Source organism: Flavobacterium daemonense (genome assembly GCF_007341385.1).
Classification (GTDB): domain Bacteria; phylum Bacteroidota; class Bacteroidia; order Flavobacteriales; family Flavobacteriaceae; genus Flavobacterium; species Flavobacterium daemonense.
In genome coordinates, this window is sequence record NZ_VJYD01000001.1 from 88449 (window position 1) to 107233 (window position 18785).

Annotated in this window: 16 protein-coding genes; 15 read left to right on the forward strand and 1 reads right to left on the reverse strand. The window is 35.3% G+C overall.

The features are described from left to right. Positions 1-103 precede the first annotated feature (103 nt). The 4 genes from glsA to FND99_RS00410 all read left to right on the forward strand — a co-directional run bounded on the left by glsA (position 104) and on the right by FND99_RS00410 (position 4469). On the forward strand, positions 104-1120 hold the full coding sequence (gene glsA, locus FND99_RS00395; protein WP_144336025.1) for a glutaminase A: 1017 nt from the start codon (positions 104-106) through the stop codon (positions 1118-1120). A 29-nt stretch (positions 1121-1149) separates the two neighbouring features. Continuing rightward, positions 1150-2259: an amidohydrolase family protein gene (locus FND99_RS00400; protein ID WP_211356609.1), complete on the forward strand. Its 1110-nt coding sequence runs from the start codon at positions 1150-1152 to the stop codon at positions 2257-2259. Positions 2260-2303: 44 nt separating this feature from the next. Further along, positions 2304-3593, forward strand: coding sequence for a hypothetical protein (locus FND99_RS00405; protein WP_144336026.1), 1290 nt, complete (start codon positions 2304-2306; stop codon positions 3591-3593). Positions 3594-3728: 135 nt separating this feature from the next. Beyond that, positions 3729-4469, forward strand: a complete 741-nt coding sequence (locus FND99_RS00410; RefSeq protein WP_144336027.1) for a ZIP family metal transporter — start codon at positions 3729-3731, stop codon at positions 4467-4469. 178 nt (positions 4470-4647) lie between these two features. Here the strand turns inward: FND99_RS00410 and FND99_RS00415 are convergent, their stop codons facing one another. Beyond that, on the reverse strand, positions 4648-5718 hold the full coding sequence (locus FND99_RS00415) for a BamA/TamA family outer membrane protein (protein ID WP_144336028.1): 1071 nt from the start codon (positions 5716-5718) through the stop codon (positions 4648-4650). A 243-nt stretch (positions 5719-5961) separates the two neighbouring features. Between FND99_RS00415 and FND99_RS00420 the strand changes: the two genes are divergently transcribed. From FND99_RS00420 to FND99_RS00470, 11 genes are all read left to right on the forward strand, one after another. Further along, positions 5962-7296, forward strand: a complete 1335-nt coding sequence (locus tag FND99_RS00420; protein ID WP_144336029.1) for a TolC family protein — start codon at positions 5962-5964, stop codon at positions 7294-7296. An 11-nt stretch (positions 7297-7307) separates the two neighbouring features. Then, positions 7308-8369, forward strand: coding sequence for an HlyD family secretion protein (locus tag FND99_RS00425; protein WP_144336030.1), 1062 nt, complete (start codon positions 7308-7310; stop codon positions 8367-8369). Positions 8370-8372: 3 nt separating this feature from the next. Next, a complete protein-coding gene (locus tag FND99_RS00430) occupies positions 8373-9941 on the forward strand; it encodes an MFS transporter (protein ID WP_144336031.1) in 1569 nt (522 codons plus the stop codon). A 30-nt stretch (positions 9942-9971) separates the two neighbouring features. Beyond that, positions 9972-10667: an ion channel gene (locus FND99_RS00435; protein ID WP_144336032.1), complete on the forward strand. Its 696-nt coding sequence runs from the start codon at positions 9972-9974 to the stop codon at positions 10665-10667. A 31-nt stretch (positions 10668-10698) separates the two neighbouring features. Continuing rightward, entirely contained in the window at positions 10699-11793 is a 1095-nt protein-coding gene (locus tag FND99_RS00440) for an AI-2E family transporter (protein ID WP_144336033.1), read from the forward strand. Between the two features lie 181 nt (positions 11794-11974). After that, entirely contained in the window at positions 11975-13075 is a 1101-nt protein-coding gene (locus FND99_RS00445; protein WP_144336034.1) for a hypothetical protein, read from the forward strand. Positions 13076-13100: 25 nt separating this feature from the next. Continuing rightward, complete coding sequence (locus FND99_RS00450) at positions 13101-13595, forward strand: DUF4280 domain-containing protein (RefSeq protein WP_144336035.1); 495 nt, start codon at positions 13101-13103, stop codon at positions 13593-13595. Then, positions 13588-16356: a T6SS phospholipase effector Tle1-like catalytic domain-containing protein gene (locus tag FND99_RS00455; RefSeq protein WP_144336036.1), complete on the forward strand. Its 2769-nt coding sequence runs from the start codon at positions 13588-13590 to the stop codon at positions 16354-16356. The genes FND99_RS00450 and FND99_RS00455 overlap by 8 nt, the downstream gene beginning before the upstream one ends. 78 nt (positions 16357-16434) lie before the next feature. Next, positions 16435-17370: a DUF2931 family protein gene (locus FND99_RS00460; RefSeq protein ID WP_246074138.1), complete on the forward strand. Its 936-nt coding sequence runs from the start codon at positions 16435-16437 to the stop codon at positions 17368-17370. 68 nt (positions 17371-17438) lie between these two features. Continuing rightward, entirely contained in the window at positions 17439-18404 is a 966-nt protein-coding gene (locus tag FND99_RS00465) for a DUF2931 family protein (RefSeq protein WP_246074139.1), read from the forward strand. A gap of 4 nt (positions 18405-18408) precedes the next feature. Further along, the gene (locus tag FND99_RS00470) at positions 18409-18669 is read left to right on the forward strand and encodes a hypothetical protein (RefSeq protein ID WP_144336039.1); all 261 of its coding nucleotides are present in this window, start codon (positions 18409-18411) and stop codon (positions 18667-18669) included. Positions 18670-18785: the final 116 nt, after the last annotated feature.

Genomic DNA, 18785 nt, shown 5'->3' on the forward strand with positions numbered 1-18785 from the left:
CGTTTGGTTTATTCTCCAACTAAAAGAGAATAAGCCAACTCTATTTATTTTGGCTCTAAATCTAGTTTCAAAATCTACTTATAACCCTCCTAAATTAAACAAGATGAAAACAAAATTTCAAGTATGCTTTGCTTTGAGTGTATTGTTGCTGTTAACGCCTTTTTTTGACGCAAAAGCGCAAAAAGAATTGCCTTATCAAGCGGCTATAGATCATGCTTACGAAAAATTCAAGAACCTTCAGGAAGGCAAAAATGCCGATTATATAAAAGAATTAGCCAATGTTGATCCCAATATATACGGCATCGCGATTGTAACTGCTGATGGAAAAGTATATACTAAAGGCGATTTAGAACAGCGTGTCTCCATTCAGTCAATTTCAAAAGTATTTACGCTGGCGCGTCTTATAGAAGAGCAAGGACCAAGAGCGGTGGCTGATAAAATTGGAGTAGATGCAACGGGTCTTCGTTTTAATTCGATTGTTGCCGTTGAACTTCAAAAAGGAAAAGAAATCAATCCGCTTGTAAATCCGGGAGCTATTGCAGCTGTGAGTTTGATAAAAGGAAATGATTCGGTGGCAAAATGGAAAAATATTGTCGATACACACAACGCTTTTGCAGGAACCAAATTAAAACTAAACATGCCGGTTTACATTAGCGAAGCGGGCGATAATTTGCGTAATCAGGCAATTGCGCACTTGTTGTTGGCTTATGGGCGCATGTATTTTGACCCAGTTCAGTCAACAGATGTTTACACAAAACAATGTGCTATAAATGTCAATGCAAAAGAACTTGCTGTTATGGCCTCAACTTTGGCAAACGGCGGTGTGAATCCAATTACGAAAGAAAAAGTAGTTTCGCCAGAAACGTGCGCTTTTACTATGGGAATTATGTCAACAGCAGGACTTTATGATGATTCTGGTCAATGGCTGTATGCAGTTGGCTTGCCAGCAAAAAGTGGTGTTGGTGGCGGAATTATAGCCGTTTGCCCAGGGAAATTTGGAATTGCCGTTATTTCACCGCCTTTAAACGCGGCCGGAAATAGTATCAAAGCGCAAAAAACAATTTTTGAAATTGTGAAAGAACTTGGCGTAAATCCATTTATGGTTGTTCCGAAAAAATAGACAGATCATAAATCCCAAAAGAAAAGAACATGCAATTAAAATCTAAAATGCATTTCGTCTTGTTTGCCATCTTTTTGCAGACCGTTTTTTTATTCGGGCAAAATAATGCATCAAAAGGGAAATATCTGTTTAATGACAGCCATTTTCATTTGACAAATTATATTCAGGAAGGAATTTCGGCCAAAAAATTTCTGGAAATTATGGGAGACAAAGCAGGGCGATCTACTTTATTTGGTATTCCGCTGCAACAGCAATGGTCGTATCAAAATTCAGGAAATTACAGTCCGACTTACTATTTGCAGACTGATGCTCCTTTGTATTATTATTCTTTTACAGATGCCTTTATTGCCATGCAGTACAAAAGTCTGACAAAGGAACAACAAGCGCGTTTAGACCCAATGATTACCGGATTTAATCCCGCTGATATGTATGCGTACAAACATATAGAACGTGTTTTAAAAACGTTTCCAGGAGTTTTTACGGGCATAGGCGAGTTTTCTATTCATAAGGAATTTGTTTCGGCAAAAGTAGCCGGAGAAGTAGCCAGTTTGACGAATCCGGCATTAGACAGTATTCTGGATTTTGCAGGGAAAACGGGATTACTTGTTATTCTTCATAATGATATGGATATGCCGATGGCGAAACAAAAAGCAGATCCGGTTTATCTTAATGAAATGAAAGATTTGCTTAAACGCCATTCAAAAACTACAATCATCTGGGCGCATATTGGTCTTGGCCGAATTGTGCATCCTGTTGGCTCTGGTTCTGATACATCAACAGAAAGAGCGCCAAATCATACCGATATTGTAGAAGGGATTTTAGAAGATCCGGCTTTTTCAAACGTATATTTTGATATTTCTTGGGATGAAGTTGCTAAATATATTTTGGCTTCGCCCGAAATTACTCAAAAATGCGCTGCCTTGATGAATAAATATCCCGACCGATTTTTGTTTGGCACCGATGTCGTTGCACCGCCTGACCAGAAATTCTACATGGCTGTTTATGAAATGTATCAGCCTTTATGGAAGGAATTAAAACCGGAAACAAGCGAGAAAATAAGAATGCAGAATTACAACAGGCTTTTTGATGAAGCCCGAAAAAAAGTAAGAGCATGGGAAGCAATTAACGTCAAACAGTAATTTTTTAATGATTTGACAAATCTAAAAATCTAAAAAACACATATATGCGATTAAAATATATACCAATATTGCTTCTGTTATGCCATTTTACTTCTTGGTCGCAAATCAGCAATACTTTGCAGGACAGTACCGCTTTTAAATTAGAAGAAGGCGAGCACCGCGGTGGAAGCGGTTTCAAAATAGCCGAAGGAAAATATGGCTCCATGACGCTTTCATTTTATGTTTTGGCCCGATATTTAAATCAAATGGGAATTGACGATCATTACACCAATCATAAAGGTGAAACTTTTGATATTGACAGACGAAACGATCTGCAGTTTCAAAAGTCAAACCTTTATTTTAGAGGTTGGGTAGGTGATCCTAAATTAAGATATACGGTTTTCGTATGGACATCAAATGCCACCTTGGGTCAAGGTGCACAAGTTGTTGTTGCGGGTAATTTACAGTATAAGTTTAACAGGCATTTTGAACTCGGAATCGGGATTAACGGTCTGCCTTCTGTACGATCTATTTTGGGTCAATGGCCAGAGTGGCTTCGTTCTGATGCTCGACCAATTGCCGATGAATATTTTAGAGGATCTTTTACCACTGGTATTTATGCACAGGGTGAAATCACCGATAATATTTTCTATAAAACAATGCTCGGAAACAACTTGAGCCAGTTAGGTGTTGATGCCGGACAGCTTGATAATAAGTTTGATACTTGGAGTGGCGCGATCTGGTGGACAACCAATAATTTTGGAAGAATTCCGACCTACGGCGACTACGAAAAACATAAAAAGCCAGCAACCATTTTAGGTGGTGCTTATACACGAAGTACAGAAAACCGTCAATCACAGCCAGATAGTGATGCACCAGAAAACTCTCAAATCAGATTATCAGACGGTACTGGAATTTTTGCCGTAAATGCATTTGCGCCAAATACGCAGGTAATTGACGCCAAATACCAAATGACATCAATTAATACGGGTGTTAAATATAATGGTTACTCCTTTGACGCTGAGTTTTTTATGAGATGGCTTTCTGATTTTAAAACCGCTGGCGAAATTCCGGTGACAAACTTATTTGATTCGGGTTTTTCTCTTCAGGGTTCGGCCATGCTAGTGGACAAAAAATTGCAGCTTTACAGCACGTATGCGTATATAAACGGTGATTACGGAAAACCTTGGGAAGTAACCTGCGGGTTGAACTGGTTTCCGTTCAAAACTAAATTTTTCAGAATAAATCCAGAGGTAATGTATGAAAAACATTCGCCTGTGGGATATTTAAGCTACCCAACACAAGTGGGTTCAAATGGAATAATCGGTATGCTTAACATTGAGTTGAATTATTGATTATTAAAGGTTGAAAATAGTGGTTTCATGTTTTTTATAATTGGTTTAGTTAATGGATGGCGGATTAGGTTTTATTATATATGGGGTTTAATAAAACCTATGAAGCTATTTTAATCTGAATCTAAAATCAGTTTTATGTTCCATGCTTTTTTATTTGGATTATTAGCGACATCTTCCTTGATTTTGGGAGGTATCATTGCTATTAAATACAATTTAAGCAGCAGTCTCATCGGAAAAATTATGGGATTTGGAGCAGGAACGCTGATTTCGGCTATTTCTTATGAATTGGTTTTTGAAGCCGTAAAACTAGGAAGAGGCAGTTATTATCCAACGTATGGATTTTTTAGCGGCGCATTATTGTTTTATGGTGCTGATAGGCTTATTGGGCATTTTGGAGCAAAAAACCGTTTAAAACTCAGCGAAGCCAAAGAATCAAATCTGATTGTACCGATGGTTTTGGCTATAATACTCGACGGAATTCCAGAATCAATTATAATTGGATTGGGCTTTTTTAAACATCAAACGGGAAGTTTGGCTATGCTAGTGGCCGTTTTTATTTCGAATCTTCCCGAAGCAATTGCAGGTTCATCTGGAATGAAAAAAGGAAATTGGAGCAACCTGAAAATAATTTCGCTCTGGATATTTATCACGTTTTTATGTGCTTTGGCATCAATGGCGGGTTATTCCTTTTTTGGAGATGCTTCAAGCGAATGGCTTTCGTTTATTCAGGCTTTTGCAGGTGGCGCAATTTTGATGATGCTTGCCAATTCAATGATTCCAGAAGCTTATGAACATGGACATAAATCGGCTGGAGTTTATACCGTTGTTGGCTTTTTTGTTTCGGTTTGTGTGGTGGTTTACGAGAATATGGGATAGTGAATAATTGATAATTGACAATTGATAATTGATGGATAAGATGTTTTTTTTTAATCTTGATTTTCACACATAGCTATCTTTGTTAATGTAAGTAAAACGCCTTTTATCAGTTTACAAAACTATGTTTCTATGTGTTTAAAATAATTACTCACAATTAATGGGTTAACGTTTTTTAAATTTAAAAAGCTTCTCCAATTCTAAAATAAATTCCCCAATCTCCTTTCCCGACAGCGCCGTCAAGACCAACATTGAATTTTTCATTTTTAAATGCTCTGTATCGGTAACCTACACCAGCTCCTGGATATAATTTCCAGTCAAAGCTTGGAGTATCTGAGCCATAAATTGTTGCAACCCCGGCAAAACCTACAACACCCATTCTTTTTTGAAAATTATATCTGTATTCGCCTTGTATAGCCATCAATCCGTCGCCGCGATATTTTCCTTCAGAGTAGCCTCTGATGTCATTGCCACCAATAGTTACCTGTTGTTCAAAAGCAATATTTCCTAATCCGAATTTGCCTGCAAAACGTGCCGCAAGTACATCTTTTTTGTCACGCATTGGGTAATACGTATTGTATTCTGAAATGATTTTATTGGCATCAACAGCATTGCCAAACCATTCTGGATAACTGATCCATCTCGCTCTTATTTTATTGCCCGTTGTAGGATAATAGACCGCATCACGAGTATCGTATAGCATAATTAATTGAAGACCATTTGTATGTGTACTGGAAGCCGGCTGAACATCATCTTGATAAGTCGTATCATAATGCGCGTAGGAATAGCCAAGTCCGGTATAAAACGATTTGAATATTTTTCGGAGTCCGCTCACGCTGATCAGGGTTGTTTTGGTTCCGTAATCATAAAATTCGCCACTGTCAAAATCGTCCATAAAAAATTGGGCATTTTTATTTCCGGTCATTAAAAAAACCTGTGCACGCCATTTGTCTTCATCAAAGTGAAGTTTGTTGAACGAACAAATAAAATACGATTTGTTTGTCGTATAAATAGCACTCATGCCCGATAATGATTTTGGCGAAATCGTATCGTTTTTATCAGTTCTATACATCATCATTGGGATTGCTCCAAACATAAAATCCAATGTTCTGTTGTAGCTGATGTAAGGCATCACATTAAAATCATAGTTTTTTTTAGGCTTTGCCGATGCCGTACTGTCGGCTATTTGAGATTGTGCCAATGAACCGAAAGAAACGAATAACAGAAGCACTATTGTTGCGATTTTGTGCATGTAGATGGAGATAAAATTAGTAATCAAGATTGTTTGACATCTAATTTAAAACCAATTTATTTTTTACAGCATTGAAGCAGGGTTTAAAGTGTTTCATTTTATAAAATGAAACAAGTTATTACATTTTTCTTATTAGGAATTCTCTACATTTATTTAATAATAAGAAGAATCAAAAAGCTTCAAAGTTCATTTATATAGTTAAATACCAGTATTCTAATGTCAAGTTTAAATGCATAAAATTCGATGAATTATTGTCAGTTAAAAGATTTGAAAATAAAGTTTTTGGCTTTAATTTTCTGTTGCGTCAATTTAAGTTTTGGCCAACAGGATAGTCTTGGAACGGCAAAAATTATACGATTGGATGAGGCAATAACATTAGGAATCCAAAACAACCGCCAGCTTAAAATCGCCAATACCGATTTGGCCATTGCCAATGAAAATGTCGGTCAGGCAAAAATTGCAAAAATGCCTCGCATTGGCGTAAACGGAGGCTATACCTACATTGGCGATCCTAAAATTTATAAAGGATTTTATGAGAGCAATATTTCAGTCGATTATTATAATCATCAGGCTTTCGCGAATATCATTTCGTCGCTGCCCATTTACGCCGGAAGCGCCATCAACAAACGTATCGATCAGCAGGAATTGTTGAGCCAAATGCAGGAATCTGTTGTTAAAATGACCGAAGCCGATGTTAAAAACGCTATTACAGAACAATATTTTACACTCGAAAAATTATACCGCCAGATTGAAGTAACGAAACAAAACATCATCAATACAGATCTTCGAATCAGACAATTGCAATCGCGTGTCAACAATGGTCAAAATATAAAAAGTGATCTTTTAAGAACTGAATTGCAACAGTCAAACTTTAAAGTTTCTGTTTTTAGAAGTACCAATACTATTGAATTAATCAGCAATTATTTGGATATTTTAATTGGTTTTCCAACAAATACTATTCTGAAACCCGTTGTGACAGAAAGCATGCTTCCGACAGAAAATATTAATCTGCAGGAGAGTTTAGCAGAAGCTTTTCAGAACCGTCAAGAAATCAGAAGAGCCGAGACAAAAATCAAATTATCTGAATCGTCTTTGAGTTTGACTAAGAGCGGTTTTATGCCCAATATAAATGCGAATCTGATTTTAAATACCGAATATCCAGCGCAATGGCCGAATTATGTAAATATTCTGAATTACTGGGCTGCGGGCGTTTCATTAAATTGGGATGTTTCGAGTTTTTATAATCTAAAACACCGTATTTCTGGCGATAGGCTAGAAGTCGATAAAAGTAATATTGCGTTGCAGGTAACTAAAGATCAAATAAGTACAGAGGTGAAAAACGCTTATGTGCGATATGCTGAAAGCAAGGAAAACATAAAAACGTACAAGAAAGATGTTGAGCTCTCGATGAGCAATTACAAAATTGTAAAAAGCCGTTATGACAATGATTTTGCGCTTATCAGCGAAATCGTAGATGCCGAATTGCAGTTGAACAACTCTAGAATTTCATTGGTAAATGCCAATCTCGATTTGATTATTCAATATTATTCGCTGCAATATGCAATGGGAAAACTTTAATATAAAAGATTATGAGCGAAGCAAATACACAAAGCGAAACCATATACAAAGATAAAAGGAGAAATACGCTTCTGACTGTGCTGTCTTTTGTTTTTTTGATTGCCGGAGGAGTGTGGATTTTGAGTTTGTTTTTTGATTTCAGTACTTATGAAACGACGAATAATGCTCAGGTCGAAGCTTATATCAACAATGTTGCAGCAAGAGTAACCGGACATATTGACGAAATCAGGTTTGAGTCCAATCAATTTGTGCATAAAGGAGATACGCTCGTAATTCTTGATGATTTAGAATATGAAATAAAAGTAAAACAAGCGGAAGCAGATCTGGCTATAGCCGAAGGGAATCTTCATTCATTGGAACAAAATATTACGACCTCAGCATCGAATCAAGCATCAGGAAAAGAGAAATTGGCGGGCGATATGGCAAGTCTAGAAAAAGCCCAAAAAGATTATCAGCGCTTTAAAAATATGTACGCGGATTCTGCTGTAACGAGAAACCAATACGATCAAGTAATTTCAAAATTAAAATCGGAAGAAGCCTATGTAAAAGCCGGACAAAAAAGTCTGGAAGCAAGCATTTCGGTAACCAAACAAAGCAGTATCAATCTTGAAGCCGCCAGAGCAACCGTTGCCCGCAAAAGAGCTGATCTTGACGCTGCAAAACTGCAATTGTCATACACGGCGGTTATCGCGCCCGGCGATGGATATGTAGGCGAACGCAATTTGTCGATAGGAGAGTTAATCAATGCTAATCAAACCATTGCGTCAATTGTGCTGAATCAGAAATTATGGGTTTCGGCTAATTTCAAAGAAACTCAGATCGAAAAAATAAAACCCGGACAAGAAGTGACCATTACAATCGATGCGCTTGACGGAAAAGAATTCAAAGGAAAAGTAATTGGTTTTTCACCCGCAACAGGAGCCAAATTTTCGATGGTAGAACCTGATAATTCAACAGGAAATTTTGTAAAAATCACACAACGAATTCCGGTTCGAATAGAATTTGAAAACGCAGCAAAAGACTTGCAGGATGTAAGACCGGGAATGAATGTAACTGTCGATGTAAAAAAATAAAACATGATTGCAGGAAAAAAAGGAAGCATTTTTACTCTTTTAGGATTGTATATCCTAACGATTCCTTTTTTTAATGGGTTGAACGTCACGGCTTATGACAATTCGCAGATCATGGGACATTTTGGAGTTTCAACCACCGATTTTAGTTATGCGATTTATATTCCCATTTTTGTAATGCTAGCATTTATGCCTTTAGGATTAAAATTAGGAAAGCAAATCAAAATCAGGACGATGATTTTGTGCGCCAGTTTTTTGTCGATTCTTTTCAACACAGCCTTATTATTTGTTTCAACCATCGAATGGTTTGTTTTTTTTAGATCGCTTTTGGCTATCATTTCTGTCATTGGAATATTTGCCTCGATGGTGCCTATTTTATTAAAATACAATCCGGTTTTTAATATGGCGCTGCTGTACGGAATTCTTCAATTTATTCAGAAAGGTAGTCAGCATTTGTACCAATATTTAGGAGCACATTTTACGAGCCTTCACAATTGGACTTTTGGTATTTATTTTTTGAATGTCAACTTCTTGATAGGTATACTTTTGGCTTGGTTTTTTTACAAAGCCGATGTTGCGCCAATGAAACAAAAGTTTCAGTTTGACTGGAGAGGCTGGATCATCATGATTTTGTTTTTAACGATTATTCTTTTTTTATGTGCCGAAGGACAAACCCGAAATTGGTTGAGTGATCCAAAAATTGTGTTGGCAATCGGATTTTTATTTATTACTGCCGGAATCTATTTGCTTCACGTTCGTTTTACAGAAGAACCAATCATAAACCCAGATGTTTATAAACATAAAAATGTCGTTGTCGGCGCTTTTTTGATGTTTTATATCGGAATAATGAACGGAACAGGAAGTGTTATAACCGGTTATATGACCAATGTTTTAGGATTTGATCCTTTATTGAACGCATTGACCCATTTGGCAATATTATTTGGTTTGTGTTTGTCAATTCCGCTTTCGACTTATTTGTTGTACAAACGTATTTATCTAGCAACCATCTGGATTATTGGGTTTTCCTGTTACGGATTGTATCACATCATTCTCTTCTTTAGATTTTATCCCGGAATAGATTCTTCTGATTTTTTTGTACCGTTGGTTTTTAAAGGCATCGGAATGGGATTTCTTTTTCCAGTTTCCCTGCTTTACATTTCCGAAGGCGTTCCGCCGCAATTAAGCACTTCAAGAATGATGAGCGGTATTATTGCACAGGCAGTTTTTGCTTCAATATTAGGTGGTGCTATTTTAGGAACTTTTATTTCGAATATGAATGTGCAGCATAAAACCGGTTTGAGCCAGCAATTATCTGAAATCAATAAAATGGCGAAAAATCAATTAGAAAATTCCAAAAGGAACTTCAAATACATGGGTTTGTCCGATGCTGAGGCGCAGAAAAAAGCAGAAAAAAGTCTTTCGAACCAAACCTCGCAAGCTTCCATATTATTAGCTTATAAAGATGTTTATCTCGTCATGTCGGCGATTTGTTTTTTGCCCATTTTTATAATTCTGCTCTTTAAACTTTGGCGCAGACCAATAGGAAAAGTAGAAGTAGAGCCAATTCCAATTTAAAGTATCAACCCAAAAATAGCAGCAAAAATTATGATGTCACAAAGAAAAGAAAGGTTTTTATATGGCTTATGGCAAAAGGAAAGCGGGCTCGGCGGTATGCTGGTTTTGCTTTGCATTATGCATTTTATCGCCATTCCGTTTTTTGGGAGTTATCCGCGTTTTATGGTCGGACTCAATATTTTTTGGATGTTGTTTTTGTTTGCCGGAATTTTTTCGCTTTCAAAGCATAAAAAACAGGCGTTTATCATCTCCATTATTCCTATTTTGTTTGTCATTATTCAATGCATCGATTATTTCAATCGAAACATCATTATTTTATTTGCAGACCTCTTTTTGACGACCGCCGTCATGGTACTTTTAATAATTCTGGTTTTAAGAAAAGTACTAGAGCCAGGGCCTGTTACAACGTATCGCATTATAGGTTCGGTTGTAGTTTATATGTTATTGGTGCAGCTTTGGTGTACGCTGTATTTATTTCTTTTTAGGCATATTGAAGGTTCTTTCAACATCGCCGAATCTCAATTTTCAATCAACAGTGATCAGGCTAGTTTTATGTATTTCAGCTATATCAGTATAACTTCAACCGGTTTTGGAGAAATCGTGCCGTTGCATCCGTTGGCACGCTCGCTTGTCCAGCTTGAGGTTCTCGTTGGGGTTTTATATCCCGTAATCTTAATAGGAAGATTGGTTTCTGATGCCAATTTTTCTATCAAAAAACAAGAATAATTAAACCAATCATATCTAAATCAAAATAAACATGGAAACTACAAATTCAAATAAACGAAAAGAGCTTTTTGATACTATTTTACAATTATTTTTCATTTTCCTGATTGTTGGATTTTGTCTCAAATTACTGTTGCCTTTTTTTATGCCAATTCTTTGGGCAGTAATACTTTCTGTGGTATTTCTTCCTTTATTTGAGTTTCTGCAGAAAGTCTTAAAGGGACGAAAAACATTAGCGTCCGTGATTATAACTATTGTAATCATAGCAATTATGCTAGTGCCGCTGATTTACTTTTTAAAAGCAGCAACAGCTAATTTTCTAGAACTGAAAAGCAGTTTTGATGCCGGAACACTTAAAATAGCCCCTCCGGGACAATCGATAAAAGAGTGGCCAGTAATAGGCAAGCCTTTATATGAATTTTTGCTCACTATGTCAACCGATTTGGAAATGGGCGTAATCAAATATCAAGATCAGATAAAAGAGTTCTCGGCAACCATTATGGGAAGCATTTTAAGTTCTGGTGCTGCATTTCTGCAATTTATATTATCGGTAATTATTGCTGGTATTTTATTGGTAACGCCTGGGGCCAAAGTTTTTGCAATGAAATTTCTTAAAAAAATAGCCGGAAATGAAGCCGATGAAATCATGACTATTTCCGTTTCTACTATTTATCAAGTGGTAAAAGGAATATTAGGAGTTGCTGTTATTCAGACAATTATTCAAGCCATCGGATTGTTTTTAGCTGATATTCCATATGCGGGAATTTTGACTTTGATTTGTCTGATATTTTCCATTCTGCAAATTGGGCCAATTATTATTAATATCGGTGTTATCGTTTATTTATTTTCCACAGGCGATTCGGGTTATGCCATTGGCTGGACGATATTTTTCATCATCAGCGGACTTTCAGATAATGTGCTGAAACCACTTTTATTAGGGAAAGGTGCGCTCGTGCCCATGCTGGTCATTTTTCTCGGTGTGATTGGCGGTTTTATTATGTCTGGATTTATTGGCTTGTTCGTAGGACCAATTGTTTTTTCAATTGGCTATAAATTGTTCATTGCTTGGGTTAATGATCATCAAGAACCAGTTGTTGATCCTTTGGAAATTCCAGAACCTTTGGAATAAGTTTGTTTTGAGTTAATTATAGAATGAAAAAATCCCACTTTGTTATGAAGTGGGATTTTTTTTGGTCTAAATTATTTTTGAAAGAATTTTATTATAAATCAAGATATTTTTTACATACATTAGTACTCTGTAGTAATAATCTTATTTTTTTTAAATGTATAATGACGCAAATATGAATAATATGAAGATAAAATTTGATTCTAATTTTACTCTAGATTTTGGTGCTGCGAATCAAACAAGAGTTTACGGATTTCTATATGAGAATTTTCAAAATGATATTTTAAAAAATCAAGTGTTTTATGAGATTGAAGTAACCTTTAAAGATTTCAATGGTAATTATGTTTTTGAAATAAACAGAAGAGAAGTTCATATCAATAATAAAATTCCTGCTTCAAAAATAGAACAAATTGCAAACGTTGCGGGTCAAGCCATTTTTCCGATTAGAATAAAACTAAAAAGAGATGGTCAAATAGATGAAATTCTTAATCAAAATGAAATTGCAAAACGATGGTCAATTGAGCGCAAAAATATCTTCGAATATTATAAAGGATCAAATGCGGAAACAATAATTTCTAAAATTGACGACTTATTTTTAGATGAGTGTCGCTTAATGCAATCAATTAATCAAAATTGGTTTTTTCATCTTTTTTTCAAACCTCTTTATGTAAGTTATTCCGAAAAACTTCGCATTAAACATATTTGGAAATCACCAGTCTTTGGGAATCAATTTATTGAATATGGCGCCGTACAGACCGTACAAGAAAAATATTCTCATGATGATAAAATAAGCATCAACGTTGATGGAATTAGTATTGACGAAAGAACCATTGATGAAATACGATCGGGATATAACTTTTCAAAATCAAAATTTTCTGAATCAGAAGCAGCGTGCGTCGAGTCTAAATTCAATGTAGATTATAAATTATACACAGAAGATCGAAGTATTTTTTCGGTAAATGGAACTTTTGATACAAAAATAGATGAAAATACAAATCATAAAATTCAGGTTGAAATTTACCATTTAGCCGAGAGTTCTTCATACAGACCTTGGAGTGACGCCGGAATGAAAGAAAATGCTAGAATATTTCAAGCATGGCAAGAATCAATAGATGATGATATTATTGATTTTAGAAAACCCAAATGGCAAGTGCCAAATACACCAAAGCCAAAAATCCCAAAACCTCCTGGCGAAAGAATTGAGCTTTTTGTAGGCGTAGGGCCTACGGTAAAAACAGATTCTGGTTTTTGGCACTGGATAAAATCTATTTTCAAAAAAAAATAAATAAGTCATATTAAAAAATGGAATCATGAGCGAAAAACATTTTGTAGTTCAAGGAGCGGTTTGTCAGTGTCAATTTAGTGATGCGCCAGAAACAGATACTTTACTTGTAAAAACACATTCTAAACATTACGCTAACGACGGAGAGGGAAAGGAAAAACTTATTGCTACTGACAAAGAAATTGGCCAGACAATGAAGAAAAATACTTTTGGAAAATGTAAAAAACAGCCCGCAGGCACTGATTATCTGCCCTGTATGATTAACATAACCAAATGGTCTGGTGTGTATGATAAAGTGACCTATTCGAACAAAGGGAAAGCGCTACTTGAAGACAGTAAAGCGACTTGTAAAATGGGAACACCAGATTGTATATCAATTAAAAACCACGGGCAAACAGCCGAATTGACGGAGAAAAATATTAAAAACAGTTCGCCTGAAGTACTGGCTGAAATCATGCCGGGCATCAATTTTAGTGATTTAGAAGATGAAGCATTACTAATCAATAATACACAAAATGAGTAAGAAACTGCATATTGTACCTAAAGAGCCAGTGGCAGTAGGGCAAAAATGGAATGCACACACAGGGCATCTAGTACTTTCAAAAGCGGGAACATTTGATGTTTTAATTATAGAAATGGAAGGTTTTTTAGATAATCCGAAACATCCAAAACCGGAACCGTTTGAAAAGTTAAGCAAGGAAGATTTTCAAAAGTTGAGTTTTATAAAAAAATCAGTTTATGAAAGAGAACTCAAAATTTATGAGGAAAAACAAATGTATTATGAACACAGCCTGCAAAAAATTAGGGAAAGTGTCTGCTGGTGCTGGGAAAAAGTTGGCAAAGGCATGGAGGGAAGAAAAATTTCGCATAATAACTCGTTTTCAAAAGGGCTTCCATTTGATTTACGCAAACAAATAAAATTCCCAAAAATACTTGAGGGAGGTGCTCCAGCCTGGCTTGAAGTTTTTACAGAAAACGATCCAGCAACAGGACAATTACCTCACGGGATATTTGTAAGCGCAACAGGAACTCCAAAAGTTATTGCTGCAGAATGGCGTGATTATGCAGGAAAACTTATAACTGAGGAAATAGCATTTGGATCAACCGTTTACCTGCATATTTATACGGAGGCGTTGTATGGGCAAAACATAAAAGTCCAGCTTGCAGATGACGGCGTGATAACAGATACAAATCTTACGCCCACGCCAAGTGATAAAGATGGAAATCCTGTTCAAAGACTTGATCCTAACGCACTGACTACTTTTAGCCGGTCTGTCAACACTCATCAGTGGAATAAAATTACACAACCGCCAGATGGGACAATAACTAACTCGATGGTTATTGACAAAAGCAAAGAACAACTTTCGGTTACCAGTGTACAAAAATGTGTTTTTCCTGTTTTTATAGAACAGGCATGGCAGTTTCAGGCAAAAGGAAATTTTGATAGCGGAAAATCATTAAATATAAAGCCTATAGTATATCATGATAAAATAAAAAATCAAAAAATAGATTTAGATGATTGTGTACTCAAAGTTTCTCGAAACGGAATATTAATGCAAGGCGAATTAAAAGGCAATAATCCGTTAGTTCTTGGTGAAGCTGATAAAACCGGAGCACCAGAGGAGAAAAAGAAAATCGATTTTACGTTTGGGGTTTTTATTGATGGGACATTAAACAATATGTACAACACAATTGCAAGAAGAACTTGGGAAGAAGATCAAATTAAGAAAAAGCATTCTAAACTTTCTTATGAAGAACAGCAAAAACAAATAGAGAATCCCGAAGAACATTTAAAAGTAGCGGCATCAAGCCAAGATCAAATAGGAAAAGAAAAAGAAAGTAAATATAAATATTCAGACGACAATAGTTTTGAAAACGACTTAAGTAATCCTGCCATTATTTTTAAAAATTATTTAGACGATTCTACAAATAAATCACATCCTGTGTTTAAAATTTATACTGAAGGAATGGGAACAAATACTTTAAATGATGACGAGAAGAAAGCAGATACTGGAATTTTGCCTCTCGAGAATTATGAACAAGACGATATAATGGAAGGACCCGGATTCGGGCAAGGAAAAGCGGGAATACTAGATCGTGTAGAAAGGGCTGTAAAACTGATGGCTGATAAAATTATTGAAATTGGCGAAACTGAAGTGGGAACAATAACGGTCGATGTTTTTGGTTTTAGCCGTGGTGCCGCATCAGCCCGTGCTTTTGTTCATGAAATCACAAGACAATCTTATATGGCGACAGGAACAAATTATAAGGGAGAGAGGTACTATAAAGATGCAAACGGTCATGAAGTAAGCAGTAAATACAGTGATAAAAAATTGCCAAGTAACGGTAGATTAGGATACCACTTAACAGAAACAAAGAACCCAATAACTTTCGACCGGTTAATCATTCGTTTTGCAGGATTGTACGATACAGTACCACATCATGGTTTCGTGCAATGGAATGATGTTAAAGATTTAGGGCTTAATTCTATAAGTAAAGCCAAATTTACTGTACACATGGTAGCGGCAGATGAACATCGTGCCAATTTTGACTTAGTAGATATTTCTTGTATTACAGGAAAAAAAGGAGGAGGAAAAACGGATCGCGGTGTAGAACTTTATTTGCCGGGAGTACACTGCGATGTGGGAGGCAGTTATGTTGAGGGTAGAAGTGAGGTAAACGGTAGATTATTGGTCACGCAATCAATGTTTGGTGATGAACTTGAAAAAGAAAAGGAACATCTTATTACCGAAGGATGGTTTAAACCAAAAGAATTAACCATTCATTGGGACAATGCCCAGCGCACTATAATAAACGGTGTGGCGCGTGTATTATCGTCTAAGAGAGGATCTATAAGCAACCAGTATAGTTATATTCCGTTGCATTTGATGGTGAATTTTTGTTTGGATAAAGGTGTTATTATAAAAGAAAAATCGCTTAAAGAAATATATAATTTCAAAAACACCAAATTCTCCAATGCAGACTTTTTAGAAAAAATTAAAACCCGATTAGAGGATTATGCTTTTCGTGATGGTCAGCCTTTTGTGTATGAAATTGTCCCTATGCGTACTATAATCTATAGCACTGATGATCATACAGCCGTTGTTAAAGAAGAAGAAAAACGAAAAAACGAAGAAGACAGCTATAATGCGGTATTAAAAAAATTACGTCATGAATATCTGCACTGGAACGCCGTTTACGGAGAAGGAGTGGTAAATACTTTAGTACAGCCCAATAAACCCAATTTCGAAGATGGTAAGCGAAAAAGAAATATAAACGGATAATGCATGAAGATAATAAATCAATTACTAGGATTAGGGATAGTAGCGTTACTATCCTGCAACAATTCAAATAAAAAAAACATGGAAAACAAAGATAGTTTTAGCTGGGGGTCTACAATAACGGCACCTCATAAGTACCCTATTGAAATTTATAGAGGGTATTTATCTAATAATAAAGAAATGATTACTGCTTATATTAATACAGGAGCGAGTACAGGTGATTGGGGATTTGGCAATAATGCTTATGCAGGTGGGAAAACAATTCCAACAGATTTATCACTGACATGGATAAGTTATGCTGATAAAAAATTTTATAAAATAGAAGCAGAATTACCACATGATAAAATATTAGCCTTGTTTAAGAAAGGTTATGAGGGTAAAGATAAGTCTCATATCACTTATAATGATATTACAGTTGGGCTTGCTCCTGGAGGATTTGTGGTAGTATGGCTTACAGGTAAAAATCGCAGTATAGAAATAGCACATTTTCAAGCAGTAGAAACTTTTGTAAGCGCTAATGAATTTTACAGAAATCCTCATGAACGTACACAGCAAGAGTTTTTTGATGTTTTTTATGATAATGAAGTTCCAAAAGAAACTCAAGCATATATCAAAAAAAATGGAGTTCCTGTAAAGCTGTGGAAAGAGTTTAGAACCAAATACAATTACCGTTTTAATATTCATTTTTATAAATCAGACAAAGAAAGTGCTGATCGAGAATCAGAATATGTAAATGGCGAGAAAGAAATAATAAGAGTAGAAGATCTTAATGTTTTCCAAAATAAACCTTTACCATCTTATTGCAGGTTTTGGTTTAGCCAGTATAATGCAGAAGCAGAGTTTGATGGGGAAGAAGTGTTAAATGCCTTTAAAAAACTTACTGCTGCTCATCCTAATAAAAACATTGAAATAGAAGCAAAAGTTGCTTTTATGTACAAAACCACAACTTTTACAGTAAGATGCGAGGGAGAAGAAATTCCTTTACTGAAAACGGTTGTTAGAATGTGGAAGAATTAATGAAAAAGTATTTTAATATAATTATTTGTTGTTGGCTCTTTTTTATTTCCTGTAACCAAGAAAAAAATATGAGTACTAAAACTGATTTTGCATGGTCTGGAACAGTAACTTCTGTTGAAGATTACCCTATCGTAATTCATAAAGGTTATTTTGCAACAAAAGATAAATTTATAACAGCATTACATAGTTCAGGAACTGAAGATGATGGATGGGGATATGATGGAACAGATATTGGAGCTGGGGGTAACATCATACCAACAGTGTTGTCACTTACTTGGGTAAGTTATGCCGAAAAAAAGTTTTGGAATATCGAGGCAACGATAGATCAAACTACTCAAAATAAAATGCTGGAGTTGTTTCGAGAAGGCTTTTATAATTGGGATCGTGTAACAGAAAAAACTAAACACGAGACTTACAATCATATTACGATTGCTGTTGCTCCTGGCGGTGTTGTCGTGCTTTTTTTAACAGGAATTGCACATCGAGTAGAAGTGGCAAGATATCAAGCCAAAGAAACGTTTGTGGATGTAAATGCTTTTTATGATAATCCAGATGGAGATACTCAACAGGAATTTTATGATTGGTGGTATCAACATTCGGTTCCAAAATACCTTCAGGAAAAATTCGCAAAATCTGGAATTCCTTATGGCATTTGGGATATTTATCGAGAAAAGTACAAATGGCGTTTTCATCCTTTCTTTTATAAAGAAGATTCTTTTGTTGATTTATTTATCACTTATATAAATGGTGAAGAAGATTATTTTAATAATGAAGAATTAGATAAAAAGTTATTTAGTCATGTGGCACTTCCCCTTAATATTTCCTTTTATTTTAAAATTTATAATGGCGAAGCAAAATTTGATGAAGAAGAAATTGTAGCAGTTTTCAAAAAAATGAAAAAGAATCATCCTGATAAGAATATAGAGATAGAAATAAGACCTGCTTTTATGTACAAAACAACATCATTTACTGTAAAATGTGAAGGTGAAGAAATCCTTCTTGAAAAAACGGAAGTAAAAATGTATAAAAATTAATCATATGAAAAATATATTTAGAGAAATAATATTAACTCTGATTTATTATGTTCTTGTTTATATCCTGATGACTTTAGTATTTGATGCTTATCCTTCAAATGGAGGACCGAGTGAAGCTGTTTTTATATTGTTTGGATTTGTTTTACTAAATGTAATAATACTTATATATTATTTTGTAAAATTAGTAAAAGGTGATACATCAAAATTCGTATTGATCATAACTCATATAATTGCGATGAATATCTTATATAAATTATGGACATAAAAAATTAAAGTAAATATTTAGATTGTTTTGAAGAAAAGTTTTAGAGTTTACTAGAATGTAAAAAGTGTTTGACTCACTCCAAACAAAAAAAATCCCACTTTCATAAAAAGTGGGAT

Bases quoted from the DNA above. Each gene is read 5' to 3' on its own strand.
- glsA (WP_144336025.1), top strand. From the start codon at position 104: ATGAAAACAAAATTTCAAGTATGCTTTGCTTTGAGTGTATTGTTGCTG.
- FND99_RS00400 (WP_211356609.1), top strand. From the start codon at position 1,150: ATGCAATTAAAATCTAAAATGCATTTCGTCTTGTTTGCCATCTTTTTG.
- FND99_RS00405 (WP_144336026.1), top strand. From the start codon at position 2,304: ATGCGATTAAAATATATACCAATATTGCTTCTGTTATGCCATTTTACT.
- FND99_RS00410 (WP_144336027.1), top strand. From the start codon at position 3,729: ATGTTCCATGCTTTTTTATTTGGATTATTAGCGACATCTTCCTTGATT.
- FND99_RS00415 (WP_144336028.1), bottom strand. From the start codon at position 5,718: ATGCACAAAATCGCAACAATAGTGCTTCTGTTATTCGTTTCTTTCGGT.
- FND99_RS00420 (WP_144336029.1), top strand. From the start codon at position 5,962: ATGAATTATTGTCAGTTAAAAGATTTGAAAATAAAGTTTTTGGCTTTA.
- FND99_RS00425 (WP_144336030.1), top strand. From the start codon at position 7,308: ATGAGCGAAGCAAATACACAAAGCGAAACCATATACAAAGATAAAAGG.
- FND99_RS00430 (WP_144336031.1), top strand. From the start codon at position 8,373: ATGATTGCAGGAAAAAAAGGAAGCATTTTTACTCTTTTAGGATTGTAT.
- FND99_RS00435 (WP_144336032.1), top strand. From the start codon at position 9,972: ATGATGTCACAAAGAAAAGAAAGGTTTTTATATGGCTTATGGCAAAAG.
- FND99_RS00440 (WP_144336033.1), top strand. From the start codon at position 10,699: ATGGAAACTACAAATTCAAATAAACGAAAAGAGCTTTTTGATACTATT.
- FND99_RS00445 (WP_144336034.1), top strand. From the start codon at position 11,975: ATGAAGATAAAATTTGATTCTAATTTTACTCTAGATTTTGGTGCTGCG.
- FND99_RS00450 (WP_144336035.1), top strand. From the start codon at position 13,101: ATGAGCGAAAAACATTTTGTAGTTCAAGGAGCGGTTTGTCAGTGTCAA.
- FND99_RS00455 (WP_144336036.1), top strand. From the start codon at position 13,588: ATGAGTAAGAAACTGCATATTGTACCTAAAGAGCCAGTGGCAGTAGGG.
- FND99_RS00460 (WP_246074138.1), top strand. From the start codon at position 16,435: ATGGAAAACAAAGATAGTTTTAGCTGGGGGTCTACAATAACGGCACCT.
- FND99_RS00465 (WP_246074139.1), top strand. From the start codon at position 17,439: ATGAGTACTAAAACTGATTTTGCATGGTCTGGAACAGTAACTTCTGTT.
- FND99_RS00470 (WP_144336039.1), top strand. From the start codon at position 18,409: ATGAAAAATATATTTAGAGAAATAATATTAACTCTGATTTATTATGTT.